Genomic DNA, 26885 nt, shown 5'->3' with positions numbered 1-26885 from the left:
CGTGCGGGGGGCGGGGCGTGCGGGCGAGGCAGGGCCCTGTCGGGTCACCGCTTCATGTCGGCACCGTCATGTCGTCACCGGCTCACGGCACGGTGGTCGACGGCGCGCGCCAGTGCCGTGCCCGCGCTCTGCAGGGCGATCACGATCAGCACCAGAACCACCACGGTCGCGATCATCACCACGTTGTCGTAGCTCTGGTAGCCCATGCGTATGGCGAGGTCGCCCAGGCCCTTCCCACCGACGGCGCCAGCCATGGCGGTGTAGCCGATCACGGCGATCGCGGTGGTGGTGAGGGACCCGATGATGCCGGGCAGCGCCTCGGGCAGCAGCACCTGGCGGATCACCTGGAAGCGGGTGGCGCCCATCATCCGCACCGCCTCGATCTTCCCGGCGGCGACCTCCTGCAGGTTGATCTCGATCAGCCGGGCAAGGAACGGGATCGCCGAGATGGTCAGGGCGAACATGGCGGCATTGGGGCCGGTCACGCGGCCCACCACGAAGCGCGTCACGGGGATCAGGGCGATGATCAGGATGATGAACGGGAAGGAGCGGCCCACGTTCACGGCGAAGCCCACCACACGGTTGAACCAGCGGGTGAGGCCGTGGGGCGAGCGGGAGGTCTCGAACAGGGCGACCCCCAGCGGTACCCCCACCAGGGTGCTCAGCAGCATCGTCCCGGCGGTCATGTACAGGGTGATCAGGGTGTTGGACCACAGGCTGAAGTTCGGGTCCCAAGTGGTGAACACCGGGTTGGTGAGTATCTCGGTCATCGGCGTGCCTCCGTCGCCACCACGCCGGCCTCGCGCAGATCGGTCAGGAACTGCTGCAGCCCGGGCCTGGTGATCGCTGTGCCGTCGTGGTTGTGCAGGGCCAGTTGCACGCGCCCCACCTGCACGCCGGCGATGGTCTCGATGGTGCCGGCCACGATGGTGGCGCGGGTGCCGTAGGTGGCGGCAAGGTCGATGAGGTCCTGCGTGGTGCGCATCCGGGAGTTGCCCCCGTAGTCGCAGTCCACCATCACGTCGTCCACACCGGTGGGGGCCGGAGGCAGGGGGATCAGCTCCGAGGCCAGCGGGCCGGTGGGGTCGCTGGCCACCTCCAGCAGGCTCCCGGACTGCGCCACCGTGCCGTTCTCCAGCAGCGTCACCTCGTCGCACACCTCCCGCACCACGCTCATCTCGTGGGTGATGATCACGACCGTGATGCCCAGGCGTGAGCGCAGGTCGCGGATCAGCTGGAGGATCTGCCGGGTGGTCGAGGGGTCCAGGGCGCTGGTGGGCTCATCGCACAGCAGCACCTTGGGCTCGGCGGCGAGGCCGCGGGCGATGCCCACCCGCTGGATCTGCCCGCCGGAGAGCTGGGCGGGGTGGTTGTTCTCGCGGCCCTCCAGGCCCACCAGGGAGACCAGCTCGGCGACGCGCTCGGCACGGCGCGCGGCGGGCATCCCGATGATCTCCAGCGGGTGCGCGATGTTCTTGGCGGCGGTGCGGGAGTCCAGCAGGTTGGCCTGCTGGAACACCATGCCGATTTCGCGTCGAGCCGCGCGCAGGGCGGCCCCTTCCAGCGCGGCGATGTCCGTGCCGTCGATCTCCACGCGGCCCGAGGTGGGCTTCTCCAGTCCGGTCAGGCAGCGGATCAGGGTGGACTTCCCGGCCCCTGAGCGACCCACGATGCCGTGGATCGATCCCTTCCCGATGTGCAGGTCGATCCCGCCCAGCGCGACGACGGGGTCTCCCCCGCTGGGCGCGGGGAAGACCTTGGTGAGGCCGTCCAGAGTGATCACCACGGTAGTGAATCACCGGGTGCTCCCCGGCCGGAAGCGGGCGTTCATCCAGCGTCATATTCGCGGCCGCCGAGCGTCGCGGTGATGTCGCAGCTCACACAGCAGCGGGGATGCGCTCAGGCGCCGCTGCCCTCGGCGAAGCTCGCATCGACGATGGTGGACACGTCCAGCGGCTCGCTGGAGGTGATCTGCCCGGCCTCGATCCACACCTGCTGCATGTTCTCCAGCTGGTCGGGCTGCGGCGCGAGGTCCGGCAGGTAGGAGTACATCGGGGAGGCCTTGAGCACCTCGATGTCCTGCCCCAGGGTGTCGGCGAGGATCTGGTAGACCTCGTCGGACTGCTGGCCGTCGTCGGAGAGCTCCTGAGCGCCCTTGGTGAGGGCGGTGAAGAAGGGCTGGGCGAGGTCCGATCCGATGAAGGTCTCGGAATAGGTGACACCGGTGCCGGTCACGCCCTGGGCGGGCACCGCGATCGGCGAGCCCACCCCGGCCTCCTCGATGGCGGTGGAGAACGGGGCCGAGGGGGTGGCGGCGTCCACGGAGCCGTTGGTCAGGGCCGGCTCCTGGTCGGGGGTGGAGAGGTTCACGACCTCCACGTCGTTGAGCGTGAGGCCGCCCTCCTCGAGCATCGCTGCCAGCAGGTAGCCGCCGGTGGCGCCGGGGCCGCCGGCCACCGCGATCTTGCGGCCCTTGAGGTCGGCGACAGTGCTCACGGAGCCGTCGTCGATCAGGGCCTGGCGCACCTCGAGGGCGGTGGGTGAGTTCTCGGGGTCGCCCGGGGAGATGCCCATGGAGCCCACGATCTTGAACTCGAGGCCCTGGTTGAGGGCGTTGAACATGCCGGCGCTGAAGCCGGCCACCATCACGTCGAGCTGGTCGTTGGCGAGCATGGGGATGCCGTCCTGGCCGGACTTCAGCGGCACCAGCTCCAGGGTGATGCCCTCCTCCTCGAAGTAGCCCTTGGCGTCGGCCACGTACAGCGGGGTGAACAGGGCCGAGGGCAGGTGGCCCACACGCACGGTGCCGCCGGCGCTGCCACCTCCGCCGTTGTCGGAGCCGCCTGCGCCGTTGTCGCCGCCGCCGTCACCGCCGGTCACGGCGGAGCCGCAGGCGGCGAGGGTCAGGCCCGCGGCTCCGGCGGGCAGCAGGGAGAGGATGGTGCGACGACGCATGGGGGGCTCCTTCATCGGGGCGGTCACGAGGGGTGGTGGCTGGGTCGGGATGATGCGGGCGGGGCGGGGGCGTGCGAGGTGATGCGGGAGGGTGCGGGTTCTCAGCGGCTGCGGCGCCAGGGCAGCAGCAGCTTCTCGGAGTGGATGATCAGCGAGGTGAGCACGGCGCCGATGATGCCGATCACCACCAGGCCCACGTACAGCTTCTCCGGCAGGAACAGCTGCCAGGAGTTCCAGATCAGGTAGCCCAGGCCCGTGGTGGACGCACCGGTGAACTCCACGGCGGTCACCACCACCACGGCGGTGCCGGTAGCTGTGCGCAGGCCGGAGAACACGAAGGGCATCGCGCCGGGCAGCACCACGAAGCGGAAGCGGTCGAAGCCGGTCGCGCCGTAGGCGGTGCCGGCCTCCAGCAGCTTCTTGTCGATCGCCCACACGCCGGAGACGGCCGCGATCTGCATGACGAAGAACGTCGTGATGAACACGGCGATCATCTTGGGTAGCTCGGTGGGGCCGAAGATCATCAGCAGGATCGGGAAGATCGCGATCTTCGGCAGGGGGTACAGGGCGGAGAACAACGGGCCCAGCGCCGCGTTCAGGGCACGGGAGGAGCCCATCAGCAGGCCCACGGCGATACCGCAGATCGCGCCCAGTCCCCCGCCCACCAGCAGGCGCATCAGGGTGGGGCCGGTGTGCATCCACAGCTCGCCGCTGCGGGCCATCTCGAAGCCGGCGGTGACGATCTGGGATGGCGGCGGGAAGAACCGCGGGTCGATGATCTGGACGCGGGCGCAGACCTCCCACAGCGCGACCAGCAGGATCGGGGCGGCGATGGACAGCACCAGGTCGCGGGTGGCGAGGGCGCGGGCGCGCTGGCGCTGCCTCCGTGCGGCCTCGAGGGTGCGCTCATCGCGGCGGGCCGTGGTCGCGTCGTCGGGGCCGGCCTCCTGGCTTCGAGGCGCAACCTGTTCCTGCGAGGCGCTCACGCCGTTGCCTCCTTCGTAGCGGACCCACCGGCCAGGGCGTCCTCACGCAGCGACTCCCAGATGTGGGTGCGCAGGCGGGTGAACTCGGGCGTGGACTCCACACCGATCGAGCGGGGACGCGGGAACGGCACCTCGATGTCCTCCTTGAGCTTGCCGGGCCGGGGGGTCATCACGATCACCCGGTCGCCTAGGATCAGGGCCTCGTCGATGTCATGCGTGACCATGAGGACGGTCTTGCGCTCCTGCTCCCACAGGGAGACCAGCTCCTCCTGCATCAGCATGCGGGTCTGCGCGTCCAGTGCACCGAGGGGCTCGTCCATCAGCAGCAGCGGGCTGCCGGTGGCGAAGGCCCGGGCGATCGCGACGCGCTGGCGCATGCCGCCGGAGAGCTGGTGAGGGTAGGACCGAGCGAAGTCGTGCAGGCGCACGCGACGCAGCCAGTCCTCGGCCACGCGGTCGCGCTCGGCACGGGAGACACCCATCATCCGCAGGCCGAAGGTGATGTTCTCGCGCACTGTCATCCAGGGGAACACCCCGTGCTCCTGGAACACGAAGGCCGAGGGGATCGCATGCTGGGCACCGGTGACCTCCAGGGTGCCCACGGTGCGCTCCTCGAGGCCACCCACGATGCGCAGGAAGGTGGACTTCCCGCAGCCGGAGGGGCCCACGATGCAGGTGAAGGAGCCCGGCTCCAGGGTGAGCGAGAAATCCTCGAGCGCCCACACCGGCTCCGCGCCGGAGAAGAACACCTTGGAGACGTCCTCGGCGACCACGGTGGCCATGGCGCTGTCGACGGGCCGTTCGGCGCCGGAGGTCGCAGCAGTGCCGCGGGAGACTTCGTCGGGCGATGAAGCGGCTGCCATCGGAGCTCCTCGGCGAATAGGCGGTACCGGTAGGGGCGCTCACGATCCGGGCGGGACGGCGGACGCACCGACCATGGTCGGATGATCGCCCCACTGTAGAGGTGGCAAAAGCACGCCACACGCACGTATCCACACTGCGGACAATCGTCCCAGTCGGCGGACATGCCTCGAGTTCCGGGGTTGTCACTCCCCCCGTGCGTCGATGCCCAGCCCCTGATCCCCGTCGCGGCCCGCCCCGACCCTGTCTCGGCCCACCCCATCCCGTCGACCCCCAGCTCCGCGCTCCGGCCACGCTCGAATCTTTGTCGGAATGACACCCCCATTCCGACAAAGATTCGTGCCTCGCCCCCTCCCCGGCTCTCACCCGCGACACATGCGTATTCGGCGGTATGGCCTGCCCACACGCCTCATCCCCATGCGTCACTCTGTCCAGCGTGCGCACGGCCCCGCGTGCGCATGGGGCGGCGGGAGGCCGACTTCGGTTGCCGCGCCCACCCATGACATCTCTCATCGCCTGCCCGTGAGGAATCCACATGACCAGGTGAAACAGCGCCCTACTGGTGGAGCCCGCCGCTGGGAAGAGTGGAGGCATGAACACGACCACCGCCCCGGACCGAACCGCCAACCAGAGCCGACCCACCACCCACGACCACCCCACCACCCAGAGCCGGCCCACTGCTCAGAGCCGGCCCACTGCTCAGAGCCGACCCACCACCCAGAGCCAGGAGACCCGGATCAGCCCCACCGCCGACCGAGGTGTGCTGGGCGACGTGATGGGGTTCCGCCCCTCCGCGACCCTGGGCCGCGAAATGTTCGCGATCGCCATGAACATACTGATCATCGGCGCCTTCGCGATCGTCTTCCAGCCGCCGCTGGCCGTGTGCGTGATCGGTGGCGTGATCGCCGGCGTGATCCTGCTGGTCCGCCTGGCCGCCGGCTTCGCCACCGAGGGCTACGCCGCCCAGCTGAAGGGGGAGAACTGACATGAGCAGCACCGTCACCACCAACCGCTCGACCGCCTCGACCGCCTCGGCGAGCACCCTGCCCGCCACTGTCGCTACCCCCGCAACAAGAGCCGTGCCCGCCGCTGCCATCGACACCCCCGCCGCTGCCATCGACACCCCCGCCGCTATTACCGCACCCGCCCCTACCACCGACGCTCCTGCCACCGACGCTCCTGCCACCCCTGCCCCCGACGCCCCTCGCGCCCATGCCCCCGGCGAGCCGCTGATCGTGGCCCAGGGCCTGGAGCGACGCTACGGCTCCGGCCGCACCAGCCACCTGGCCGTCGCGGGCATCGACCTGACCATCACGCGCGGACAGCTGTTCGCGCTGCTGGGCACTAACGGCGCCGGCAAGACCTCCACCCTGGAGGTGCTGGAAGGCCTGGCCCGACCCACCGGCGGCTCCGCGCGAGTGTTCGGGCACGACCCGTACCGCGAGCGCCGCCACGTGCGTCCCCGCCAGGGCTTGATGCTGCAGACCGGTGGCTTTCCCCCGGACCTCACCGCCGCCGAGGCGCTGACCATGTGGACCTCCACCCTCACCGCCCCGCGCCCCGTCACCGCGGTGCTGGCCGACGTGGACCTCGCGGACAAGGCCCGCACCCGCATCTCCTCCCTCTCCGGCGGTGAGCTGCGCCGACTGGACCTGGCCTGCGCCATCGCGGGCGACCCGGAGCTGCTGTTCCTGGACGAGCCCACCACGGGCCGTCGGCGAGCTCGTCGCGGGAGATGCCCTCACGGTTGATGCGGGGCTCGAGGATGCGGTCGATGATGAAGCCGGCCACCAGGCCCAGCACGATCGACGAGGCGATGTTGAACCACCAGTTCGACACGGGGTTGACCGCTTCGAACTCGTAGCCGGGAAGGGCACCCATCACGGAGGTGGTGATGCCTGCGAACAGTGCGTCCAGGCTGGTGGGGAACAGGTTGGTGGAGTATCCGGCGCCGGCGGCCGCGAAGCCGCCCAGCAGGCCTGCCACGGGGTGGCGTCCGGCGGCCTTGAACACCAGGGCGGCCAGCGGGGGGATCACCACGAAGGCGGAGTCGGCCATGATCGAGGAGACCACGCCGACGACGCCCACCACGTAGGGCAGCAGCCACGCCGGGGAGGAGCCGAACAGCTTGCGCACGGCGGCGGCCAGCATGCCCGAGTGCTCGGCGATGCCGATGGCCAGCAGGATCGGCAGCACCGTCTTCAGCGGCGGGAAGCCCACGTAGTTCTCGCCCAGGCTTGAGGTCAGCCAGGTCATGCCCTCACCGGTGAACAGGCCCTTGATGACGGTGGGCTCGTCGGTGCCGGGCACGGTGACCGAGATGTCGGCCAGCGCCATGCCGGTGGAGATCAGGCCGGTGATCAGGAACAGCGCGAGGAAGAGCATGAACGGCTCGGGGAGCTTGTTTCCGAGTCGTTCCACGCCGGTGAGGAGCCGGTCGCCGAGGCCCTTGGGGCCGGACGGCTGGGTGGTCGCCGTGCTCATATGTTCTCCAGGGGGTGAAAAGGGATCTGTCAGATGGAGACGGTACGGGCCGGACCGGTCGGTCCGGAACGGTGAGGGCCAGGCCGATCTCAAATCGTGATGATCCGGGTCAGTCGAAGAAGCTGGGCACGTCGATCGCGCCGCCGGCCTCCTCGAACTCGTCCTTCACAGCCCGGGTGAGCTCCGCGTCGTGGAGCATGTCCAGCAGAGAGGCGGCTAGGCCGTAGGCCCCGTCGGCGGCAGCGCTGCGGGCCAGGTCCGAGGTGGCGGCCTTGGCGAACTCGCGGGTGTGCAGGGCCGTGTCCGGGTCGGCGATGCGGATCATCGGGTGGATGCCGGGCAGGCGGTAGCTGACGTTGCCGAAGTCGGTGGAGGCCGCGAGGGTCTCGGAGACCACCCCGCGGGGCAGGGGGTCGCGGCCGCGTCGGCGCTGTGCCTCGACCCAGCGCCCGGTGAGCGTGCCGTTCGTGCGCACCGGCAGCGACGGCGGCTGCTTGTCCCAGGTGACGGTGACGCCGCAGCCGGTCATCAGGGCCGCGCCTCGCGCCACGTCCTCGACGCGGCGGGACAGGTCCCGCAGGGTCTCGGGCGCCAGCGAGCGCACGTACAGGTCCAGGCGGGCCAGGTCAGGGATCACGCTGGCGCGGTCACCGCCCTCACGGATCACGGCGTGCACCCGGTCCGTGGGCGGGATCTGCTGGCGCAGCAGGCCGATGCCCTGGTACATCAGGCTCGCGGCATCCAGGGCGTTGCGGCCCATGAACGGCTGGGCGGAGGCGTGGGCGGTGCGACCGTGGTACTCGATGGTGAGGGTGCGGCGGCCCAGCCAGGCGGTGTCGGATACGTCGTGCCCATAGGGGTGGGCCATCACGGCTGCATCGATGCCCTTCCAGGCGCCTCCGGTGGCCATGACCTCCTTGCCGGAGTGGCCCTCCTCAGCGGGGGTGCCCAGGTAGACGATGCGGCCGGGCACGGCCGACGGGTCCTTCTTCGCCAGCGCCGCCAGCGCCAGGAAGGCACCGAGACCCATCACTGCGATCACGTTATGGCCGCAGCCGTGCCCCACCACGGGCAGAGCGTCGTACTCGGAGAGCACCGCGAGGGTGGGGGCGCCGGGCGCGGCAGCCGCGTCACCCTCGGCCCCGGTGGCGCCTTCCGCATCGGACGCGGCGGCCCCGCGGATCTCGGCGCGGATGGCGGTCTCGACGCCGTGGGCGCCCAGCTCGGCCTCGATGCCGTGCTTGCGCAGCACCTCGACGATGGCCCTGCTGGACCGCACCTCCTCGAAGGCGACCTCGGGGTGCTCGTACAGGTCCAGCATCAGCTCGACCAGTTCGCCGTGGACGGCCTCGACCTCGGCCTCGAGCGCGTCGTGCAGCTGGGCGGGGGCGCCGGTGTGCTCGGAGCCCGCGTGACGACGGGTGCGCATCGCCGTGCGGGTCTGCGCCTCGAGCTGATCCACGTAGTCGGAGGACGGCGGGATCGGCTCGGCACCGGGGAAGGTCGAGAGGTCCGGGAGGTCGCGGGGTTCACGGTCGGTCATTGCCGCAGGATAACGACCGGCCGTTGCGATCCGTGCCGGATGTCCGGGATCGACCGCTTCTGCGCGGGCGGCTCGCCGCCTCTCTCAGCCCTGCCGCGAGCGCGTCGGCCTCGGCCAGACGCGGGACTGAGCAGGCCCATCATCCGAGGTCAGCGGCGACCCCGGCGATGACCCCGGCCAGCTGCTGGGGTGCGCTCGCCATCGGCCAGTGCCCGCTGTCGAGATCCACGAAGCGCAGGTCCCGCACTGGCTCGAGCTCGGGCAGATCGCCGGCGGCCAGCCACTGACGGGCATCCTCGGGCGAGTACTCGGGGCACACCATCGCCACCGGCACCTCGTGACGACGCGGGTCGGTGTAGTGCACGGGGGCGCGGGTGACGGACTCGGGCACAGGGTGCATGCGGGCCTCGAGCCAGGCGCGGGCCCCGGCGTCGAGGTCGTCGCTGTCCGGCCCCGCGAATGCCTCCCAGCCGGGGAAGACGCTGACGCCGTCCGAGACCGGGGCGAAGCCCGCGTAGGCCTCTCCTTCGGGAGCGGGCATGCCGCCGATCATCACCACCGCGGCGACGTCGTCCACACGGCGGTCCGCCACCATCCAGGCGAGGGTGGAGGCAGCGGAGTGCCCCACTACCAGCACCCGGTCGTCGGCGGCGTCGATCGGGGCGAGGGCAGCCTCGAGCTGGTCGTCGAGGCTGGCGGCTGCCGCCGCGGGGGCCGCGCCGGATGTGGCGGCGCCCTGGCCGGGCAGGGTGAGGGGGAAGGGCCGGTGCAGGGCTTCGCGCAGCGGTCCCAGCACGGGCTCCCAGACGGAGCCGTCGAGCCACAGCCCGGGCAGCAGGATGATGTCCATGGAGGAAGTGTGCACCCCTTGACCAGCGAGCGCCAGGGGCTCACGCTGGCTCCGCCGGCCCGACCAGTCGCGCCCATACACCAGGACCCGCCATGAACGACGACGGCCCCCTCGCCACCGGCATTCGCGATGCCGACGGCATGCGGCGATTCCGGCGGGTGCGCTTTACACCTGACCGTCATCGGCGTGCGCGCACCCGCAGTCAGCGCTTGCGCCGCGCGCGGAAGAAGTCCCGCAACAGGTCCCCGCACTCCTGCTCGCGTATCCCGGTGGTGACCTCGGCGCGGTGGTTCAGCCGGGGTTCGCGCAGCAGGTCGTAGAGGGAGCCGGCCGCCCCGGCCTTCGGGTCCATCGCCCCGATCACCACGCGCTGGATGCGGGCGAGGACGATCGCGCCGGCGCACATGGTGCACGGCTCGAGGGTGACCACCAGGGTGCATCCGGTGAGGTTCCAGCGGCCTGTCACCCGTGCGGCCTCCCGCAGGGCGAGGATCTCGGCGTGCGCAGTGGGGTCCTCGTCGGCCTCCCGACGGTTGCCGACCGCAGCCAGCACCTCCCCGCCGGGCCCCAGCACCAGGGCGCCGATGGGGACGTCGGCGGGTTCACGGGCAGCGGCGGCCCGCGCCTCGTCGATCGCCAGGCCCATCAGTTCGTCGTCGGTCACGAGGCCATTGTCCTGCGCCTCACCAGATCCGGTGCACCCCACCGACCTGATCGAAGACCCGGTCGGAGCTGACAAGCGCACATCCCCGCCGCAGCGCCTGCGCCGCCAGCATCCGATCGAAGGGATCGCGGTGGGTCCAGGACAGGGTCCCGGCCAGAAGGGCATCCGCACTGCTTACCGGCAGTTCGCGGGCAAGCCAGCGTTCGAGGTTGCGGGCATAGTCCAGGACGAGGCTCTCGCCACCGGGGAGCTTGCCGATGCGCACCTTGGTCGCCAGCTCCCATGCGGATGCTGCACTGACCAGGACGGCCACGTCAGAATCTGACAACGCATCAGCAGCCGCGGTGGACAGGCGGTCCGGTTGTGCCATCCCCCAGATCAGCACGTGGGTATCGACCAGGAGTTCCACTCATGCCTCCCAGGCCGTGAGCTCATCCTCCGGCAGTTCGTCGAAGAAGCTGTCGGGCAGAGCGTAGGAGACGAACCCGAAAGGCCGGACCGCGACATCGGAACGCAGAGGCACGAGGCGGGCAACCTGCCGGTCCCCGCGAGCGATCGTAACCTCAGCACCGTTCTCCACTTCACGCAGCAGTGCGGACAGCCGCGTCTTGGCGTCCTGCACCTTCACGATCCGAGGGGAATCGTGATCGGCGGTCGCGTAGGAAGCACTCATGGAGTGAGACTAAGCAACAAGACCAGCTCGGTCAACCAGCCTGGTCACATCATCTGGTCAACCCTCCTGGTCCACGCGACCGGCCGGCCGACGGAGCAGCCCCTGCGCACAGCCGGCCGGGCAGACGAACGGCGCGCCACCGGGTTGTTCCGGGGCGCGCCGCAGTCTGGGCGTACAGGCAGGTCAGGGGCGCATGCCCATCTCGAGCTCGTTCACGATCATGCCCACGTGGGTGTAGTAGTTCAGCGCACCGAACAGCAGCAGGAACAGGCCCGCCGCCACCAGGAGAGCCACCACGACCTTGGCCAGGCCCGGGATGACGGCCTGCTCGGTCGCAGCCACGGCGCGGGCGGCCTCGGCGTTCGCCTCGCGGTCGGCTTCCGCATCCTGATCGGCGACGCTCGCCGAGGCGGTGGGGGCGGCGCCGGCGGCGCGCTTGCCGGTCGTGGAGCCCGCTGTCACCACATGGGGGTAGCGGTGGGCGTTGGCCTCGACGACCTTGTTCATGGCGAAGGGGAACAGCACCGCGGCGATGCCGATGATGCCGTACAGGCCGGAGATGATGGCGGCCTCGAACCAGGGCCACTTGGCGAAGTAGCCGGAGATCGGCTCCCACTCGGGGGCGGCGAACAGGGTGTAGATGTTGCCCACGAACAGGATCGCGATGCAGGCCAGGCCCATACCGACGATGAACGGGGTGAGGGGGCGCAGGGTCTCGGCGAAGTCGCGCACCGGATTGGTGGAGGCGCGAAGCTCGTCCCGGCGGCGCCACAGGAAGAAGGAGAGCGCCGCCATCAGCAGGCCGAAGGCCAGGGCGGGCTCGCCGAAGATGATGTTGTCGAAGGGCAGCTCGTCCAGGGGCCACACCAGCGTCATGTGCAGGCCGGTGGTGACGAGCACGGCGGCCAGCACGCCGAAGCTGAGGGCCCAGCCGTCGTAGGCGACGGGTCGCACGGCGCCGTCGGCGGCGGGCTTGCGCATGCCCAGCAGTTCTCGCAGGAACAGGACCAGGGTGAGCAGGCCCGCACCAGCGGCGACGGCCATGATGGTGTTGTAGATGATCATTCGATGACCATACGCCCGGCCTGCTCTCGGCAGACCGGGCGGTGGTGTCTGGTGGCTCACCCGGGGTGAGGTTCACCGGGGAGCGGGGTTCAGTGGTGGCCGATACCTCCGGCGCTCAGCTCCGGGCGGAGCGGGCCAGGGCGATCCCGGCGGCGACGATCGTGAGCACGCCGAGCACCGCGACCCAGCCGACGTTCTGGACGATCAGATCGGGGAGCACGGCGGGCCCGTAGAAGGAGGCCGGGATGGCCTCGGCCACGCCCCCTTCACCCATCGCCAGTGCGCCGGAGCGCACCGCATCGACGGCGGAAGCGGCCATGGCGATCGCGGCCAGGACGATGGCGGTCAGCAGCCCTGCGGCGCGCAGGCTGGTGGAGGTGGTGGTCGGGCGGGTGGTCGGGGTGATGGTGGTCATCTGTTCCTCTCGTCCCCCATCGGGGTTCATCGGTTCTTCGTACGACAACGACTCTTCCGCTTTGGCAGCCATCGCGGCAGAGCGCTCTGTCACCACCTGCCCCTCATATTTGTCACTGCCTGCTACCGAGCCGCCGGCCGTCCGGGCCTTCCGCGCCCCCCGAGCCTGCTCACCTCCGGTAGATTCGAGGCCATGCGCGTCCTCGAGATCGACCACCCGCTCGTCGCCCACAAGCTCTCCGTGCTGCGTGATCAGTCCACGCACTCCTCGGTGTTCCGCCAGCTCGCCGACGAACTGGTGACACTGCTGGCCTACGAGGCCACCCGCAACGTGGCCGTCGCCCCGGTGCAGATCCAGACCCCGGTCACCGAGATGACCGGCACCAAGCTCGCCCGCCCCAAGCCCATGGTGGTGCCGATCCTGCGCGCGGGCCTGGGCATGCTGGACGGCCTCACCCGCCTGCTGCCCACCGCCGAGGTCGGTTTCCTGGGCATGGTCCGCAACGACGAGACCATGGAGGTCACCACCTACGCGAACCGCCTGCCGGAGGACCTCTCCGGTCGGCAGTGCTTCGTGTTGGACCCGATGCTCGCCACCGGCCACACCCTGATCGCGGCCTGCGAGTACATCCATGAGCGCGGCGCCCGCGACATCACCTGCGTGACCCTGCTGGCCGCGCCTGAGGGCCTGAAGGCGATGGAGGAGGCGGTGGACCCGTCGATCGACCTCACCATCGTCACCGCCGCGATCGACGAGAAGCTCAACGAGAAGGGCTACATCGTGCCGGGCCTGGGCGATGCGGGCGACCGCCTCTTCGGCGTGGTCGACTGATCCGTGGTCGACTGACCGCCCCCACGCCTACTGCCCCAGCCCCAGCGCCAGCCCCAGCCCCAGCCCCAGCCCCAGCCCCAGCCGATGGTGACTCGATGAACGACGAGGAACTCACCCCGCTCCAGCAGTGGGAGCAGCGGTATGCAGGCTCGGATGCCGTGTGGTCCGGCAGGGTGAACGATTCCCTCGCCGTCGCCCTCGAGGGGCTGCCGCCCGGTCGCGCCCTCGACCTGGGCTGCGGAGAGGGCGTAGACGTGGTCTGGCTGGCCGAGCGCGGCTGGGACGCGCTGGGCATCGACCTCTCCCCCACAGCGATAGAGCGGGCCCGGCGGGCAGCCGGCGAGTGCGGGCTGGACAGGGGCGCCGAGGGCGCAGGCCGGGCCCATTTCGAGCAGGGCGACCTCGACCGATGGATCCCCCGAGCCGACGCCTACGACCTGGTCACCGCATCGTTCCTGCACGCCCGGGACGCACAGGCCCGCATCGCGGTCCTGCGTCGCGCCGCAGACGGCATCGCCGTGGGTGGACGCCTGGTGGTGCTCTCCCACGCCGCCCCTCCGCCCTGGGCGACCGCGCTCCACGAGCATCGTGCGGAGATGCTGAGCGCGCACGAGGAGCACACCAGGCTCGCCCTGGATCCGGCGCAGTGGGAGCTGGTCACCGCCCGGCAGATCCAGCGCGAGGCGGTCTCACCCGACGGCGCCCCCGCGCACCTCGAGGACTCCCTGCTGGTGCTGCGCCGTCGGTGCTGACATCGCAGGGCCAGGAAAGCTGGGCTGGGACTGCTGGTCCGGGACTACTTGCTGGGCTGGGACCGCTGGGCCAGGAATGCGGGGCTGGGACTGCTGAGCTGGGACCGCTTGGTCCGCGAGTGCTGGGCCGACAGCGCTCGTCCGCCATGGCCTCGGAACCGAGGTCGACCGAGGCCTCCATATCGAGTGCGACGTTGTGAACAGTTGGAGGCCCGTGAACTGTTCATAACGTCGCACTCGATGGGGCCGTAGGCCACCGCCCGCAACTCCCGCACCGCGGCCCCTGCCTCCACCGCCCCCCCCCACCGCGCATCCACCTGCGCCGTTTCGAAATGTGAACAGCGTCTTGCCCTTCGAGCGGTCCGGGTGCATGATCGCCGCATGACATCGTTCGCGCTCCGCGTCGAGGCCGCCATCCGGGTGGCCTCCGCCATGATGCGCTCGATGATGATGATGATGCCGATGATGCATCGTCAGCCGAGCCTCTGAGCGCTCCAGACACCTCCGGGGTCGGCTGACAGGAGCCGGCCGGAAGGCGCGGGCTCCAGGTGCCACCGGGAGCACACCCCCACCGATCCGCCCACAGGCGTAGGTCACCGGGATCCCGGGTCCACCTTCCGCCGCGCAGCCGCGCCGCACCCGGAGAACTCGCATCATGACCATCGCCCTGGATCGCCCCACCACCACCCGTCCCCTCACCGGCCACGCTCCCCACAGCTCCTCCCGCACCGGCACCAGCGGCGCGGCCCCCTCCCTGCGCCTGTCGGCGCCGTCCCCGGCACGCGCCGACCGCACCGGGCAGACGGCCCCCCACGACACCCGAGCGGCCTCCGGGAACTCCCCGGAGGCGGGCGTGACCATCACCGTCCAGGTCACCCTGCCCTCCGGCACCGGCGATGTGGAGGCCGCACTGGTGGCCGACACCCTGCGCACCCAGGCCCAGCGCCTCAGCTCCGCGCGCCGCGGGCTCACCTCGGTCACTGTGCACAGCCCCCGCCCGTTCGTGGCGACCTCCGGCGCGACCCGCACAGAGCGGACCCTGCCGCCCACCCGTCAGCAGGCGGCGATCAGCCCGCTGCGTCCGCGTCGCACCGGCACCGTCTCCCCCACCTCGCCTGCCCGGCGGGATGCGGAGAACGCACGCCGTCGGGTGCTGGCCGCCACTGCCGTGAGCCCGTCCAGCCCCTCGGTGCCGCATGACAGCGCCCTGGTGCTGGACCTGTACGGCCGGCGGGTGCGCATCGACGGCAAGGACGTGGACCTCACGTACAAGGAGTTCGAACTGCTGGCGCACCTGGCCCGCAATGCGCGGCGCACCGTCTCCCGCGAGGAGCTGATGGAGTCGGTGTGGTCCAATGCCCCGGCCGAGACCGGTGAGCGCACCGTGGATGTGCACGTGCGCCGGCTGCGCAGCAAGCTGGGCCGCTACCGCAAGCTGGTCTCCACCGTGCGCGGCACCGGGTACCGCCTGGATCCGGGCAGCGACGTGGCGATCCTGGGCTGAGGACTGCGCCGGTCAGGGCTGGTCCTGCCGGTCCAGCAGCACGGCGTCGCCAGCCCTGGCCAGATCTCGCCCGGTGGTGAGGAACCGGTGGTACTCCTCGGTGGGGACGAAGTCGAACCGTCCGGTGTGCTCGTTGCCATCGCGCAGGGCGATGGTCCAGCTCCCGCGGGTGCCGCCGGCGTTCATCACGGTGGCCCTTGATCCCTTGGGCAGGGCGTCCAGCGGGGTCTCGGCCGCGCGCACCAGTTCGATGCGGTCGATGCCGGACCAGGGGATCTGCGGTGCACCCGCCCCGGTGGCACCGGTGGTGTCCAGAGTCAGGTACGAGGAGCCTGCTTCCAGTGCCTTCTCGCCCCGTAGAGTGCGCGACCACAGCAGGCCGCAGGCAAGCGCCAGACCGACCACGGGGACCAGCAGGAGCAGGCCCCAGCGGGTTCCGAACCAGCCGATGTAGATCCCCGCGAAGGCGAAGAACGCGGCGGTCAGCAGCAGGATGACGACAGGGCCGCGGGCCAGGCGGCGCACCGCACGCACCCGTCCCGCATCGGGGGTCAGGGAGACACTCATCCGGTCATCGTCTCAGGCGTGGCGGGAGGGCGATGAATGGGACGAGCGGCCCGGAGCTCTGCGCCGACAGTGTCGGGGGCTCACGGACCGCTCGTCATGCCTGTCGTCCGTCAGGGGTGGGTGCGGGCGAACAGGCTGGACGGGCTGCCAAAGGTGGGGGGAACCTGGCGTAGTGCCCGTCCGGCCGCTCCCCGTGAGGGGGGTCTCGAGGAGCGACACATCTATGAAGTTGTCAGCTGTATGAAACCGTGGGTTTCACATGCACGACCGGGACACTATCAGGCATTGCCGTGAGTTCCCCCGTCGCGGTCTGTCTACCCCACCACACCCGGGATGATCGCCGCCGCACACACGGGGAGAGCACCCTGGACACCTGTGAGTCTAGACCTCGTCCCGCCTGCTGTAAACGCCTGCGGCCGGATGGTTTCCGCAGGTAGACGCAGTGGTGACCCTGGGGTCCGGATCGCGATGCGAGGGCAAGTCCCGGTCAATTCTCGGCCAAGCCCGGCGCGTCGTACCGCGGGGGTGACCCATACCTCCCCCGGGTACCGACCGGGAGGTCACGGCGGGCCGGGAGGTCACGGCGGGCGGGGAGGTCACGGCGGGCGGGGAGGTCGCAGTGGGATCGGCGTGGAAGGGCCCGGCGAGGGACGTCCCGCTCACCATCGGAGGGTGAGGGCCGTGGCGTCATCGTGGATCTTGCGAGGCCTGGCCCCCTGCGGCAGGTCCCGCTCGGCCGCGCGGAGCTGCCTGATCACCTCCTCAGGCGCTGACAGCAGTGCCCGGCTCAGGGTCGAGGCGGTGTGCGTTCCCAGCAGGTCCACCGCCCGGGTCACCCCGTCGGAGACCAGGTGCACGGCCGCCAGCTCGGCCAGCGGCACGCTCCCGATGAGTGCTTCCTCGGCCGCCTCGGGCTCGTGGCGGGCCAGCCAGAACCCACCCGGGGCGTTGCGCAGGGCCTCGACGGCTTCGGCGGATCGCGGCGCGCCAGCAGGTCGCCCCGCATCACCGGGGATGACCAGATGGTCCACCCTGTCATCGGTCAGGCGCCTCACGGTGCCGTCCCTGCCGTGCAGCAGCACCGAGGAGTCGCACAGCACCAGGTGCTCCAGCTGCTCCCCCACCCGGCGCACCGCCACCACGGTGGCCGAGGGCGATCCGGCCTCCAGATCGCACTCGTGCTCGTGAAGGGCTCTCACCTCGGCGATCGCCGCAGCCAGCGACTCGCGCAGGCTGAGGGCGGGGTCGGTGGCGCGTGCCAGCAGGTGGGCGGCGAGGGTGTGGGAGAACCAGGCGACCGAGTGGTGGCAGCCGGCACGGAACCTCTGCGGTATCCCGGCGCCGTCGAGCAGCACGGCGACATCGCCCAGCACACCGGCCGCGTCCTCATCGGCCCCGGGCCGGGCCTCACTGGTCACCAGGGAAGCGCGCACCCTGTCACTGTAGGTGCGCACACGCCGCTGGTCGACCGTAGAGTGGTGCGGTCATCGGGTGCGTCCGCCGGTGGGTGCACTCGCCTCGAGCGTGCCTGCACGGGTGCGCGGCACCGGTGACGACTCCGGCCGTTGACGTGGAAGGGACCGATCGATGATCGCGCAGGCGCGCATCACCTCCGACACCTATGCGAGCGTGCACCTCGACAACGAGGTGGTCGAGGTCGAGGGAGCGGATCTGTCCGAGCTGCGGGCGCACGTGAAGCAGGTGTTCATCACCGCCGCCCAGATCGAGGACTCCCCCCTGGACGTGGTGATCCTCGAACCCGATGTGCGCCACCACCTGCGGGTGGAGCCCTCGGGGCGGATCTCCCCGCGTGAGCCCGGTGAGGACGACGAGAACCTCCCGGAGCTCCCGGCCGACGACCGCCCGGCCTCTCTGCAGCCCTCCGGCGGTGCAGCGGCCACCCCTTCCGGCCGCGCAGGGCACTCCGCGGTCTCCCCGTGGGCGGGCGATGCCTCCGCAGACACCTTCACCGGTGAGTTCCCGGTGGCACGCTCGCATCGGGCGGGTCGCCGTCGCGCCCACGGCGTCCCTGTCTCGGGCATCTCTGCACCGTCCTCCGTCTCCGCCCCCTCATCGGTGTCCGCACCGTCTGCTGCACCGGCACCCTCCGCGTCATCGGCGTCATCGGCGCCGTCCGCGTCGTCGGCTCCCTCGGCCACGGGCGACACCTGGCGCGCCCGCACGGCCGACGAGGACCCGGCCGAGGTGCCCGGTTCGCTCTCGCCGACCACCGCACCGTCGTCGTCCTCGGTGGGCACCGCGCCCACCAAGAACGAGCTGGTGCGCCAGCGCGGCACCGACGACGGTCGCCCCACCCTTAAGGACCTGCAGACCAGCACCGCCCGCAAGCCCAAGGCGAAGGCCTCGAAGGGCTGGCGAGGCTTCCTGACCCGCGCCACAGGCGGGGTGATCGGCCCGCGCCCGGGCAAGAAGGAGCAGTACGAGATCGACCGATTGGAGCGGATCCGCAGGCCGCTGGACGGGCCCCGCAACATCGTGGTCGTGAACCTCAAGGGCGGGGCGCACAAGACCACCGCCTCGCTGATGATCGCCGCCACCCTGGGTGTGACCCGCGGCGGCAACGTCCTGGCCTGGGACAACAACGAGACCCGCGGCACGCTGGGCTGGCGCGGCATCCCCACCGATCACACCCGCACCGCGGTGGACCTGCTGCACGACCTGGACCGGATGAGGTCCCCGCAGGCCAGCGCGGCGGACCTGGACCCGTTCATGCGGCCGCAGGGCGCGATGCGCTTCGACATCCTTGCCTCCGACGAGGACCCGGGCTCGGCAGCCTCGATCGACGCCGAGGCGTTCAACGACCTGAACGACACCCTGTCCCGCTTCTATCGCATCAAGGTGATCGACACCGGCAACAACGTGCGGGCCTCCAACTGGATGGCGGCGGTGCAGAGCGCTGATCAGCTGGTGATCATCTCCACCGTGCGTGAGGACACCTTCAACGCCGCCGCGTGGATGATCGACGAGCTACGCGCCACGGGCCTTCACGAGCAGGTGGACCACGCCGTGACGATCCTGTCGCATTCCTCCAAGGGCACCTTCGACCCGGTGCTGCGCACCCGGCTGAAGAACCACTTCGGGGCCCATACCCGCGCGGTCACCGAGGTGCCTTACGAGCAGCAGTTCGTGGACGGCTCCCACCTGGACTGGAACCGGGTCTCCAACGCCACGAAGGAGGCGTGGTTGGACGCCACCGCGCTGATCATCGATGGCATGTGAGCAGTGCTCCTGCCTCTGCGCGGGCACCACACGCCGCGTCCGCGGTCCCGTCCACAGCGCCGGGCTGCCGCGCCCGTTCGTCGGCCCCGGGATCTACTCTGAGCAGATGCCTCTGAACCGCCTGCACCTCGTCGTCGACGACGACCTGGGCCCCGCCCTGTGGGTGCGGGAGCAGACGAGCCCGGGGCGCTCCCGCGCCCTCGAGCAGCTGACACCGCTGCGTGCCGATGCCCCGGCAGCACTGGCCGCGGTGCTCGACGATGCACCGGAGCGTCTGCGGCACCGGGTGCGGATCCCCGGCAGGGGTGGCGCGCCCGATCGTCGCGTGCCGGCCCTCCCTCTGGACGGGCCGGCCCTCATCGGCCTGGTGGACGCCGTCACCGGGTGTCTGCACGACCGCTTCGGGGATGAGGCACTCGAGCAGGTGACCAGGCTGCTCACCGACGGCACCGCAGTGCGGCTTGCGGCCGACGGGCCGGCCGCCTCGATCGCCGCGATGCCCGACGTGCTGGCCGCGACGGTGCTGGACGTGGAGGCCCGCGAGCTGGTGCGCACCCGTGACCTGCGCGTGACCGCCGAGGAACGGCACGGCCAGGCGCTGCTGCGCTGGCTGGCCCCCACGGAGGGCCGCCCTGCCCTGCTGCATGCGCTGGTGGATGCGCACGCCCGGCAGTCCTTCGCCACCCACCTCGCCGGTTCCTCCACTCGCGGGCCCGGCACCGGAGCCGAGCAGGGCGCAGAAGACCGCTACGGGGTGCTCGACGCCCTGGCCTCCGATGCGGGGCTGCGGGCGGATGTGCCCGAGCAGCGCGCGATCGTGGAGGCCTTCACCGCGTACATCGCCTCGGGCCGAGTGGGTGTGCACCTGACCTCCACGGACAGCGATCTGGTGGTGCGCCTGCACGAACCGCCGGTGGGCACCGCGTGGCCCTTGCAGACCTGCCTGCGCCAGGAGGACGGCACCATCCACTCCGTGGCCGACCTGCGCGCCGTCGGCGATCTCAGTGCCGCCGGTGCCGCCGAGGCCACCGCGGAGGTGATGCGCCTGGCCCCCACGGTGCGGCAGGCCGCGATGGACGACACCGGGGTGGACTGGCTGCTCACCACCGCCGAGGCCGGCGCCTTCCTGGCCCACGACACCCCTGGCCTGGAGCAGGCCGGCGTCACGGTGCTGCTGCCGCGCGACTGGACCAAGCAGGCCGCCAGCCTGCGACCCCAGGTCACCGAGGAACCGGCCACCGAACGGGAGTCCTCGGTGGGCCTGGGCCAGATGACGCAGTTCCGCTGGCGGATGGCCGTCGGGGACACGGAGCTGACCGACGAGGAGATGGCCGAGATCCTCGCCGCGCAGGCCGAGCTGGTGCAGCTGCGGGGACAGTGGGTGCGCCTGGACGCCACCACTCTGCGCGCCGCCGAGCGGTTCCTGGGCGAGTTCACCGACCGTGCCCGCCGCTTCCGCCGCCTGGCCGCCGAGCGCGCCGCCCAGCTCGGCCGGGCCGGTGACGAGGCTGCCGGGGCGGCGTCCGCGCCGCCTGCCCCGGAGGACGTCCCCACCCCGGTGCTGAACTCCCTGTACCCCGTGCCGGACACGGTGCCCGGGGCCCTCAGCGGCATCCTGTCCTGGGCGGAGCTGTTCTCGCTGGTGCTGTCCCCGCAGGCCGCCGAGCTGCACCTGGGCGCTGCTGCCCTGGCCGACGTCGACAAGGCCGGCATCGGCCGGCTGCTGCCCGGCGGTCCCGGGCCCCGCCAGCTGCCGCAGCCGTCCACCCTGCAGGCCACGCTGCGCCCCTACCAGCGGGCGGGACTGGACTGGATGTGGGAACTGCACCAGCTGGGCCTCGGCGGGATCCTCGCCGACGACATGGGGCTGGGCAAGACCATGCAGGTGCTCGCGCTGCTGTGCCGGGAACGGGAGGCCCGGCCCGTCGGCCCCACCCTGCTGGTGTGCCCGATGTCGGTGGTGGGCGCCTGGCAGCGGGAGGCCCGCGCCTTCGCCCCACACCTGGCGGTGCACGTGCACCACGGCGGGGACCGGATCCGCGACGAGTCCTTCATCGCCGGCGCCGCCGACATGGACCTGGTGATCACCACCTACGCGCTGCTGGCGAGGGACCTATCCGTGCTGCAGCGGGTGGACTGGCACCGCGTGGTGTACGACGAGGCGCAGCATCTGAAGAACCCGCACACGCAGGTGAGCCGGGCCGCCAGGAAGCTGCGGCCGCCGCACCGGCTGGCACTGACCGGCACCCCGGTGGAGAACCGCCTGGAGGACCTGCACTCCCTGATGGAGGTGGTGGAGCCGGGCCTGCTGGGCAAGGCCGCGGAGTTCAGCGAGCACGTGGCCGGGCCCATCTCCAAGGACGCGGACCCTGCTGCGCTGGCCCGGCTGAAGCTGGTGACCTCCCCGTTCGTGCTGCGTCGGGTGAAGACGGACCGGGCGATCATCGCGGATCTGCCGGAGAAGCGGGAGCTGACCCGCACCGTCACCCTCACCCCGGAGCAGGCGGGCCTGTACGAGGCGCTGGTGCAGGAGCTGAAGATCGAGCTCGATCAGGCCACCCAGAAGCAGCGGCGGTCGGTGGTGGTCTCCACCATCACGCGCCTGAAGCAGGTGTGCAACCATCCCGCGCACTACCTGGGCGACGGCTCGGCGATGCTGAAGGAGGGCCGGCACCGCTCCGGGAAGCTGGAGCTGGTGGACGACCTGCTGGAGACGGCCTTCGCCGACGGCGAGAAGGTGCTGCTGTTCACGCAGTTCACCACCTTCGGGCACCTGCTGGTGCCGTATTGGGCCCAGAAGTTCGGCCTGCCGGTGCCATTCCTCCACGGCGGGGTGGCGAAGAAGGACCGCGACCAGATGGTGGCGCAGTTCCAGGCCGAACGCGACCAGCCCGGGCTGATGCTGCTGAGCCTGCGTGCAGGCGGCACCGGCCTCACACTCACCGCCGCCAATCACGTGGTGCACCTGGACCGCTGGTGGAACCCAGCGGTGGAGAACCAGGCCACCGACCGCGCCTTCCGCATCGGCCAGCGCAAGGACGTGCAGGTGCACAAGCTGGTCAGCGCCGGCACCATCGAGGAGCGCATCGACACCGTACTGCTGGACAAGCAGTCCCTGGCCGATCTCACCATCGCGCCCGGGGAGGACTGGCTCGCGCAGTTGGACGACGACTCCCTGCTGGAGCTGCTGTCGCTGTCCGAGGAGGACAAGGGCGGTGGTCCCGAATGAGCATCCAGCTGCGATCTCGCAGAGGCCCCATCGGGGTGGGCTGGCACGCGGTCGCCCTGCGCCGGGCGATCGAGTCGCTGCTGGGCGGCAGTCGCGCCTCCGGCGGCAGGGCCGATGCCCGCGCCGGCCGGGTGGCGTGGATCGACGTGACCCGCGGGGCGGCCCGTGGTGCCGTGCAGGACTCCGATGGGGAGCTGTACCGCCCGCAGCTGGACCTCACCCCGTACTCCGCACCGGACCGCGAGGCGTTCCTCGCGGTGGCCCGTGCGCACCCCGAGCTGCCGGCCAGGATGGCCGCCGGGGAGTACCCGCAGCTGGTGGAGAAGGAGCTGTCGGCCCATGAGGTGTCGCTGTTGCCGCGTGGACCTTCGGAACTGTCCCACGACTGCTCCTGCCTGGACTGGCCGGGGCCCTGCCGCCATGTTGCGGCGCTCGTGTATGTGCTGGTGGAGGCGGTGGACGAGAAGCCTCTGACCCTGCTCACCCTGCGCGGGCTGCGCATCGAGGACCTGGTGGCGCCTGCCGCGGGGACTTCCGCAAGGTCCGCTCCCGCTGCGCCCCAGGACGCCACGCCCACCGCACCGTCACCGGGTGCAGGTGACAACACCCCCTCCCCCGACGACGCCACCGGCGACAGCATCGGTACCGGTGGAAGTGTCGGCACGGCTGACAGCACCGATGGCCGGGACGGTGATGCGGGCGAGGACTCCGGCTCCGTGGACGGCTCTGCTCGCCCCTCCCCTGGCTTCGACCCCTCCCGGGCCGACCCTTCCCTGCTCGCCGCAGTGCTGGGTGAGCACGCAGCGGCACTGATAGCCGCGTTCTACCAACAGGGCAGCCAGGACGACGAGCCCCCACACCCGCTACGGTGACAGGCATGCAGAACACGCCCTCCAGCCCTGCCCCCACCTCGAGCAACCCCCCGAGCAACGCCCCCACCTCGAGCACCGCCGCCCCGATCCCGGACAGCGCCGTCCGTGAGATCACTGCGCTGTACGAGCAGACCGTCACCGACCACCGCATCGCCGGGGTGACCTGGGCGATCGTCGGCGGGCACGGTCATGATCAGGCGGTCCTGGCCCACGGCGCCGCGGGGCACCGCGAGCTGGCGGGCGGCGAGCCCACCCCGGGGTCCACCCCGATGTACCGCGGCTCCATCTCCCGCATCGCCTCGCTCACGAAGTCCTTCACCGCCGCGACGATCCTCGCGCTGCGCGATGAGGGGAAGCTGCGCCTGGACGACCCGGTGGAGCAGTACCTCCCCGAGGCCGTCGGCGCCGTCGACCTGCCCGCCGATGCCCGCCCGATCACCCTGCGGGACGTGCTCACGATGAGCTCCGGCCTGGTCACCGACAATCCCTGGGGCGACCGCCAGGAGTCCATGACCCGCGAGCAGTTCGCGGCGCTGCTGCGCGGCGGCCTGGGCCGCTCCACCACCCCGGGCTCCGGCTACGAGTACTCCAACACGGGCTTCGCGATGCTGGGCCGCGTGATCGACGAAGTCACCGGCTCCGACTACACCACCGAGATCCGGCAGCGCTTCCTGGAGCCCCTGGGGATGGTGGACAGCGCCTTCGAGACCTCCGGCCTGGACTCGGCTCGCATCGCCACCGGCCACCGGATCAACGAGCGCTCCGACGCCACCCGCTTCGAGGCCGAGCCCTTCGACCGTCCCGGCGTGTACGGGGCGATGGCAGGGCTGTACTCCACGGTCGACGATCTCGCTGCGTGGGTGCGGTTCCTCGCCGCGGCCGACGCTCCCGATGCTGCCGATCGCCCGCAGGACCTGCTGGGCACGGCCTCACGTCGCGAGATGCAGCAGATGCACCGCCACCACCTGCTGCCTGGCAGTCCGATCGGGTCCGATGGCAGCACCACGGGCTTCGACCGGATCCGCGGCTATGGCTACGGCCTGGTCGTGGATGTGCTGCCGGACCTGCGTGAACTGGTGTCCCACTCCGGCGGCTACCCCGGCTACGGGGCGTTCATGCAGTGGCACCGGGACTCCGGCGTGGGCGTGGTGGCCCTGGCCAACAGCAAGTACGCGCCGCTCGGCGTGCTGTCCGTGCAGGCCATGCAGATCCTCGCCAAGCATGCCCCTGCCCTGTTCGCCCCGCGGGTGCCCGAGCCCTCGCCGCGCACCGTGCAGGCCGCCGGCGCGGCCCTGGACTGGCTGCGCGGGGCGGGTGATTCCCTGGCCGATGCCTGGTTCGCGGACAACATGGACCTGGACATCTCCCGGGCCGAGCGCCGCCGTCGTCTTGAGCAGGCCTTGGAGGCCGCGGGTCTGGAGCAGGGGGCGCTGGGCTCCCTGCGGCCGGAGGATGCCCAGCCGCTCAGCCTCACCCACCTGCGCTGGACGGTCCCGGGTGCACAGTCCGGCGGGGTGCAGTCCGGCGGGACCCGGTCCGTTCTACGGATCGATCTGCAGATGGATCCTCGCCGCGAAGCACTGATCCAGGGCCTGGACACGGTGGCCGTGCCCCGTTCCTGATCCGGTGGCCGTACCCCGTTCCTGACCCGGTGACCGCGCCGCGTTCCTGGTCCGTCACCGAGGTACTGGCCCTCTGTGATCAGCACCGGCATGTATGTCGTAGCTGTTCATATGGGGCCACTACTACGCCGTTCCCTGCCCGCCACCGGCCATCAGGTGGCCCGGCGGTCTCGCACCCCCCGATTCCGCCGCGGCCGCGGGTCAGCCGAAGGCGTGACCCTCGCCGTTCACGGAGCAGGACAGGTAGCGGCCGTCCTCGGTCATGCCGATCACGCCCAGATCCTCCGCGACGCACTCCTGCCCGGCTTCCACCAGGGCGTACGAGGAGTCGATGGTGCTGGTGGGGCCCGAGGCACTGGATCCGTCGAACACGTTCACCAGCACCACGGCCACGATCACGCCCAGCACCAGCGCCGCCACGGCCCCGATGGCCGCGGCCACCAGGGTCCTGCGATTGCGTCCTGCATTGGGTCCGGTCCCGGTCAGGGTGCTGGTGATGGTGCCGGTGATGCCCTGCGAGGTGGTGGTGCTGCGGCCACCGGTACCGCTGCCGGTGCGCGAGCCGGTGGCGGCACGGGAGCCGCCGTGCTGCGGGCCCTGCATGCCGGTCCGACCCTGCTGCGGCCCACCCTGCTGGTACCCACCGCGCGACGGCCCGCCCTGGGGCCCGCCCTGACGGTAGGGCTGGCCACCCTGCTGCGGGCCTCCGCCACGAGGACTGCCGGGCTGGCCGGGGCCACCGGCCCACTGCGGGCCCGTCTGCGGGGAGGCCGAGGCAGCGGAGAACCCCTGCTGGACGCGCCCGGAGCGGATCGCCTCCATCGACGAGACGGCGACGCCCGGAGCGGGCCGCTCGGGGCGACGAGCACCCGGTGCGTTCGGCGGGAGCGGGTCCAGGGTGTCGGAGAACTCCAGCGGGGTGCCGTCGGCCAGGGTGAGGGGGTACCCTCGCGGCACTCGCGGCAGGTATCGGCGCACGCTCTGGGCGTCCTGGTAGCGCTCCTCCGGCTGAGCTGCCACCAGCTTGCGGATCACGGCCGACAGCTTCGGGGTCACGCCCCGCAGGTGCTGGTTCAGCTCGTCGGGACGGAAGGCACCGTCGTGCAGCTTGATGGGACCGTTCAGGGCCACCAGCGCCACCACACCGGCGGCGTAGAGGTCGTGGGAGGGGGTGGGTTCGGCCATCGCGAACAGTTCGGGGGCCATGTACCCGGGGGTGCCGTTGACCATGCCCACGTGGGTGAAGCGCACGTCGGTCTCGTGGACGGCGATGCCGAAGTCCGCCAGGCGGGAGTGGGGCCAGGCCTTCCCGCGGGGCTCGAACATGATGTTGGCCGGTTTCACGTCGCGGTGGATCCAGCCCTCCTCGTGGATGTGGGCCAGGCCGTCCAGCAGCTGCTCCAGCACCACCACCACGGCGGGCTCGGCCAGCTTGCCCTTCTTCTTGACCACCGATTCGAGGGTGCCCCCGGAGACCAGCGGCATCGCGATCACCACGTGCTCGTCCTCGGCGCCCCAGCCGTAGGGGGTGAGCAGGTGGGGGTGATCGAAGCTCACGCCCTTCTCGCGCACGAACCGCATGAGGTCGGCGGAGTCGCGCTGGCGCAGCACCTTCGCGGCGCACAGCTCCTGGGTCTTCTGATCCCAGGCTCGCCAAACGGACCCGGATCCCCCCTTGGCGATCAGGTCTATCAGCGCGAAGCGCCCGACGATCACGTCTGCCATAGCGCGGCCAGCATATCCGTGATGGACACCGGCCGTTATGCTGGCCG

General features: G+C 71.1%; 24 protein-coding genes and 1 pseudogene. 9 read left to right on the top strand and 16 right to left on the bottom strand.

Going from position 1 to position 26885, the window contains the following annotated elements; all coding sequences use genetic code 11:
• Positions 1-74: 74 nt before the first annotated feature.
• From JOD52_RS00810 to JOD52_RS00790, 5 genes are all read right to left on the bottom strand, one after another.
• Positions 75-770: a methionine ABC transporter permease gene (locus tag JOD52_RS00810; protein WP_204408488.1), complete on the bottom strand. Its 696-nt coding sequence runs from the start codon at positions 768-770 to the stop codon at positions 75-77.
• Entirely contained in the window at positions 767-1783 is a 1017-nt protein-coding gene (locus JOD52_RS00805) for an ATP-binding cassette domain-containing protein (protein WP_204408487.1), read from the bottom strand. The genes JOD52_RS00810 and JOD52_RS00805 overlap by 4 nt, the downstream gene beginning before the upstream one ends.
• A gap of 116 nt (positions 1784-1899) precedes the next feature.
• Positions 1900-2955, bottom strand: a complete 1056-nt coding sequence (locus JOD52_RS00800) for an ABC transporter substrate-binding protein (protein WP_204408486.1) — start codon at positions 2953-2955, stop codon at positions 1900-1902.
• 101 nt (positions 2956-3056) lie between these two features.
• The gene (locus JOD52_RS16880; protein WP_017824774.1) at positions 3057-3941 is read right to left on the bottom strand and encodes an ABC transporter permease; all 885 of its coding nucleotides are present in this window, start codon (positions 3939-3941) and stop codon (positions 3057-3059) included.
• Complete coding sequence (locus JOD52_RS00790; protein WP_204408485.1) at positions 3938-4804, bottom strand: ABC transporter ATP-binding protein; 867 nt, start codon at positions 4802-4804, stop codon at positions 3938-3940. Before JOD52_RS00790 ends, JOD52_RS16880 begins: the two co-directional genes overlap by 4 nt.
• Positions 4805-5394: 590 nt before the next feature.
• Between JOD52_RS00790 and JOD52_RS00785 the strand changes: the two genes are divergently transcribed.
• Together JOD52_RS00785 and JOD52_RS17380 are read left to right on the top strand one after the other, a co-directional pair.
• Positions 5395-5787, top strand: coding sequence for a hypothetical protein (locus JOD52_RS00785; RefSeq protein ID WP_017824776.1), 393 nt, complete (start codon positions 5395-5397; stop codon positions 5785-5787).
• A 1-nt stretch (position 5788) separates the two neighbouring features.
• Positions 5789-6553 (top strand): ABC transporter ATP-binding protein, encoded by a 765-nt coding sequence (locus tag JOD52_RS17380; RefSeq protein WP_338124031.1) that lies wholly within the window; start codon positions 5789-5791, stop codon positions 6551-6553.
• On the opposite strand, the pseudogene JOD52_RS00780 reads toward JOD52_RS17380, so the two are convergent.
• From JOD52_RS00780 to JOD52_RS00745, 8 genes and pseudogenes are all read right to left on the bottom strand, one after another.
• Positions 6495-7286: pseudogene (locus JOD52_RS00780) on the bottom strand (AbgT family transporter); the annotation flags it as partial. The gene JOD52_RS17380 and the pseudogene JOD52_RS00780 overlap by 59 nt on opposite strands.
• A 109-nt stretch (positions 7287-7395) precedes the next feature.
• The gene (locus JOD52_RS00775) at positions 7396-8829 is read right to left on the bottom strand and encodes a M20 family metallopeptidase (RefSeq protein WP_239551674.1); all 1434 of its coding nucleotides are present in this window, start codon (positions 8827-8829) and stop codon (positions 7396-7398) included.
• Between the two features lie 139 nt (positions 8830-8968).
• A complete protein-coding gene (locus JOD52_RS00770; protein ID WP_204408483.1) occupies positions 8969-9679 on the bottom strand; it encodes an alpha/beta fold hydrolase in 711 nt (236 codons plus the stop codon).
• A 202-nt stretch (positions 9680-9881) separates the two neighbouring features.
• Positions 9882-10343, bottom strand: coding sequence for a tRNA adenosine(34) deaminase TadA (gene tadA, locus JOD52_RS00765; protein ID WP_338124030.1), 462 nt, complete (start codon positions 10341-10343; stop codon positions 9882-9884).
• A 19-nt stretch (positions 10344-10362) separates the two neighbouring features.
• Positions 10363-10752: a PIN domain-containing protein gene (locus JOD52_RS00760; RefSeq protein ID WP_204408482.1), complete on the bottom strand. Its 390-nt coding sequence runs from the start codon at positions 10750-10752 to the stop codon at positions 10363-10365.
• The gene (locus JOD52_RS00755; RefSeq protein WP_017824785.1) at positions 10753-11016 is read right to left on the bottom strand and encodes a type II toxin-antitoxin system Phd/YefM family antitoxin; all 264 of its coding nucleotides are present in this window, start codon (positions 11014-11016) and stop codon (positions 10753-10755) included.
• A gap of 183 nt (positions 11017-11199) precedes the next feature.
• Positions 11200-12081: a DUF981 family protein gene (locus JOD52_RS00750; RefSeq protein WP_204408481.1), complete on the bottom strand. Its 882-nt coding sequence runs from the start codon at positions 12079-12081 to the stop codon at positions 11200-11202.
• Between the two features lie 115 nt (positions 12082-12196).
• The gene (locus JOD52_RS00745) at positions 12197-12496 is read right to left on the bottom strand and encodes a hypothetical protein (protein WP_204408480.1); all 300 of its coding nucleotides are present in this window, start codon (positions 12494-12496) and stop codon (positions 12197-12199) included.
• A gap of 192 nt (positions 12497-12688) precedes the next feature.
• Between JOD52_RS00745 and upp the strand changes: the two genes are divergently transcribed.
• From upp to JOD52_RS00730, 3 genes are all read left to right on the top strand, one after another.
• Entirely contained in the window at positions 12689-13327 is a 639-nt protein-coding gene (gene upp / locus JOD52_RS00740) for a uracil phosphoribosyltransferase (RefSeq protein WP_017824788.1), read from the top strand.
• A gap of 95 nt (positions 13328-13422) precedes the next feature.
• The gene (locus tag JOD52_RS00735) at positions 13423-14079 is read left to right on the top strand and encodes a class I SAM-dependent methyltransferase (protein ID WP_017824789.1); all 657 of its coding nucleotides are present in this window, start codon (positions 13423-13425) and stop codon (positions 14077-14079) included.
• Between the two features lie 655 nt (positions 14080-14734).
• Entirely contained in the window at positions 14735-15583 is an 849-nt protein-coding gene (locus JOD52_RS00730) for a winged helix-turn-helix domain-containing protein (RefSeq protein WP_204408479.1), read from the top strand.
• Between the two features lie 12 nt (positions 15584-15595).
• Here the strand turns inward: JOD52_RS00730 and JOD52_RS00725 are convergent, their stop codons facing one another.
• Both JOD52_RS00725 and JOD52_RS00720 read right to left on the bottom strand, forming a co-directional pair.
• Positions 15596-16150 carry a hypothetical protein gene (locus JOD52_RS00725; protein WP_204408478.1) on the bottom strand — a complete coding sequence of 185 codons (555 nt, stop codon included), beginning with the start codon at positions 16148-16150 and terminating at the stop codon, positions 15596-15598.
• 659 nt (positions 16151-16809) lie between these two features.
• Positions 16810-17583 carry a protein phosphatase 2C domain-containing protein gene (locus tag JOD52_RS00720; protein ID WP_042343746.1) on the bottom strand — a complete coding sequence of 258 codons (774 nt, stop codon included), beginning with the start codon at positions 17581-17583 and terminating at the stop codon, positions 16810-16812.
• 154 nt (positions 17584-17737) lie between these two features.
• Here JOD52_RS00720 and JOD52_RS00715 point away from each other — a divergent pair, with 154 nt between their 5' ends.
• From JOD52_RS00715 to JOD52_RS00700, 4 genes are all read left to right on the top strand, one after another.
• Positions 17738-19390 (top strand): MinD/ParA family ATP-binding protein, encoded by a 1653-nt coding sequence (locus JOD52_RS00715; RefSeq protein WP_204408477.1) that lies wholly within the window; start codon positions 17738-17740, stop codon positions 19388-19390.
• 106 nt (positions 19391-19496) lie between these two features.
• Complete coding sequence (locus JOD52_RS00710; RefSeq protein ID WP_204408476.1) at positions 19497-22619, top strand: DEAD/DEAH box helicase; 3123 nt, start codon at positions 19497-19499, stop codon at positions 22617-22619.
• Positions 22616-23491 (top strand): SWIM zinc finger family protein, encoded by an 876-nt coding sequence (locus tag JOD52_RS00705; protein WP_017824796.1) that lies wholly within the window; start codon positions 22616-22618, stop codon positions 23489-23491. The genes JOD52_RS00710 and JOD52_RS00705 overlap by 4 nt, the downstream gene beginning before the upstream one ends.
• Positions 23492-23496: 5 nt before the next feature.
• Complete coding sequence (locus JOD52_RS00700) at positions 23497-25113, top strand: serine hydrolase domain-containing protein (RefSeq protein WP_204408475.1); 1617 nt, start codon at positions 23497-23499, stop codon at positions 25111-25113.
• Between the two features lie 201 nt (positions 25114-25314).
• Here the strand turns inward: JOD52_RS00700 and JOD52_RS00695 are convergent, their stop codons facing one another.
• Positions 25315-26838, bottom strand: a complete 1524-nt coding sequence (locus tag JOD52_RS00695) for a serine/threonine protein kinase (protein ID WP_204408474.1) — start codon at positions 26836-26838, stop codon at positions 25315-25317.
• Positions 26839-26885 lie beyond the last annotated feature (47 nt).

The organism is Brachybacterium muris (assembly GCF_016907455.1).
In the GTDB taxonomy this organism is placed as follows: domain Bacteria; phylum Actinomycetota; class Actinomycetes; order Actinomycetales; family Dermabacteraceae; genus Brachybacterium; species Brachybacterium muris.
This window is presented reverse-complemented; position numbering and strand designations above follow the sequence as displayed.

Excerpts from the sequence above, each read along its gene's own strand:
- JOD52_RS00810 (WP_204408488.1), bottom strand. The coding sequence starts at position 770 with ATGACCGAGATACTCACCAACCCGGTGTTCACCACTTGGGACCCGAAC.
- JOD52_RS00800 (WP_204408486.1), bottom strand. The coding sequence starts at position 2,955 with ATGCGTCGTCGCACCATCCTCTCCCTGCTGCCCGCCGGAGCCGCGGGC.
- JOD52_RS00790 (WP_204408485.1), bottom strand. The coding sequence starts at position 4,804 with ATGGCAGCCGCTTCATCGCCCGACGAAGTCTCCCGCGGCACTGCTGCG.
- JOD52_RS00785 (WP_017824776.1), top strand. The coding sequence starts at position 5,395 with ATGAACACGACCACCGCCCCGGACCGAACCGCCAACCAGAGCCGACCC.
- JOD52_RS17380 (WP_338124031.1), top strand. The coding sequence starts at position 5,789 with ATGAGCAGCACCGTCACCACCAACCGCTCGACCGCCTCGACCGCCTCG.
- JOD52_RS00775 (WP_239551674.1), bottom strand. The coding sequence starts at position 8,829 with ATGACCGACCGTGAACCCCGCGACCTCCCGGACCTCTCGACCTTCCCC.
- JOD52_RS00770 (WP_204408483.1), bottom strand. The coding sequence starts at position 9,679 with ATGGACATCATCCTGCTGCCCGGGCTGTGGCTCGACGGCTCCGTCTGG.
- JOD52_RS00755 (WP_017824785.1), bottom strand. The coding sequence starts at position 11,016 with ATGAGTGCTTCCTACGCGACCGCCGATCACGATTCCCCTCGGATCGTG.
- JOD52_RS00750 (WP_204408481.1), bottom strand. The coding sequence starts at position 12,081 with ATGATCATCTACAACACCATCATGGCCGTCGCCGCTGGTGCGGGCCTG.
- JOD52_RS00745 (WP_204408480.1), bottom strand. The coding sequence starts at position 12,496 with ATGACCACCATCACCCCGACCACCCGCCCGACCACCACCTCCACCAGC.
- upp (WP_017824788.1), top strand. The coding sequence starts at position 12,689 with ATGCGCGTCCTCGAGATCGACCACCCGCTCGTCGCCCACAAGCTCTCC.
- JOD52_RS00735 (WP_017824789.1), top strand. The coding sequence starts at position 13,423 with ATGAACGACGAGGAACTCACCCCGCTCCAGCAGTGGGAGCAGCGGTAT.
- JOD52_RS00730 (WP_204408479.1), top strand. The coding sequence starts at position 14,735 with ATGACCATCGCCCTGGATCGCCCCACCACCACCCGTCCCCTCACCGGC.
- JOD52_RS00725 (WP_204408478.1), bottom strand. The coding sequence starts at position 16,150 with ATGAGTGTCTCCCTGACCCCCGATGCGGGACGGGTGCGTGCGGTGCGC.
- JOD52_RS00715 (WP_204408477.1), top strand. The coding sequence starts at position 17,738 with ATGATCGCGCAGGCGCGCATCACCTCCGACACCTATGCGAGCGTGCAC.
- JOD52_RS00710 (WP_204408476.1), top strand. The coding sequence starts at position 19,497 with ATGCCTCTGAACCGCCTGCACCTCGTCGTCGACGACGACCTGGGCCCC.
- JOD52_RS00705 (WP_017824796.1), top strand. The coding sequence starts at position 22,616 with ATGAGCATCCAGCTGCGATCTCGCAGAGGCCCCATCGGGGTGGGCTGG.
- JOD52_RS00700 (WP_204408475.1), top strand. The coding sequence starts at position 23,497 with ATGCAGAACACGCCCTCCAGCCCTGCCCCCACCTCGAGCAACCCCCCG.
- JOD52_RS00695 (WP_204408474.1), bottom strand. The coding sequence starts at position 26,838 with ATGGCAGACGTGATCGTCGGGCGCTTCGCGCTGATAGACCTGATCGCC.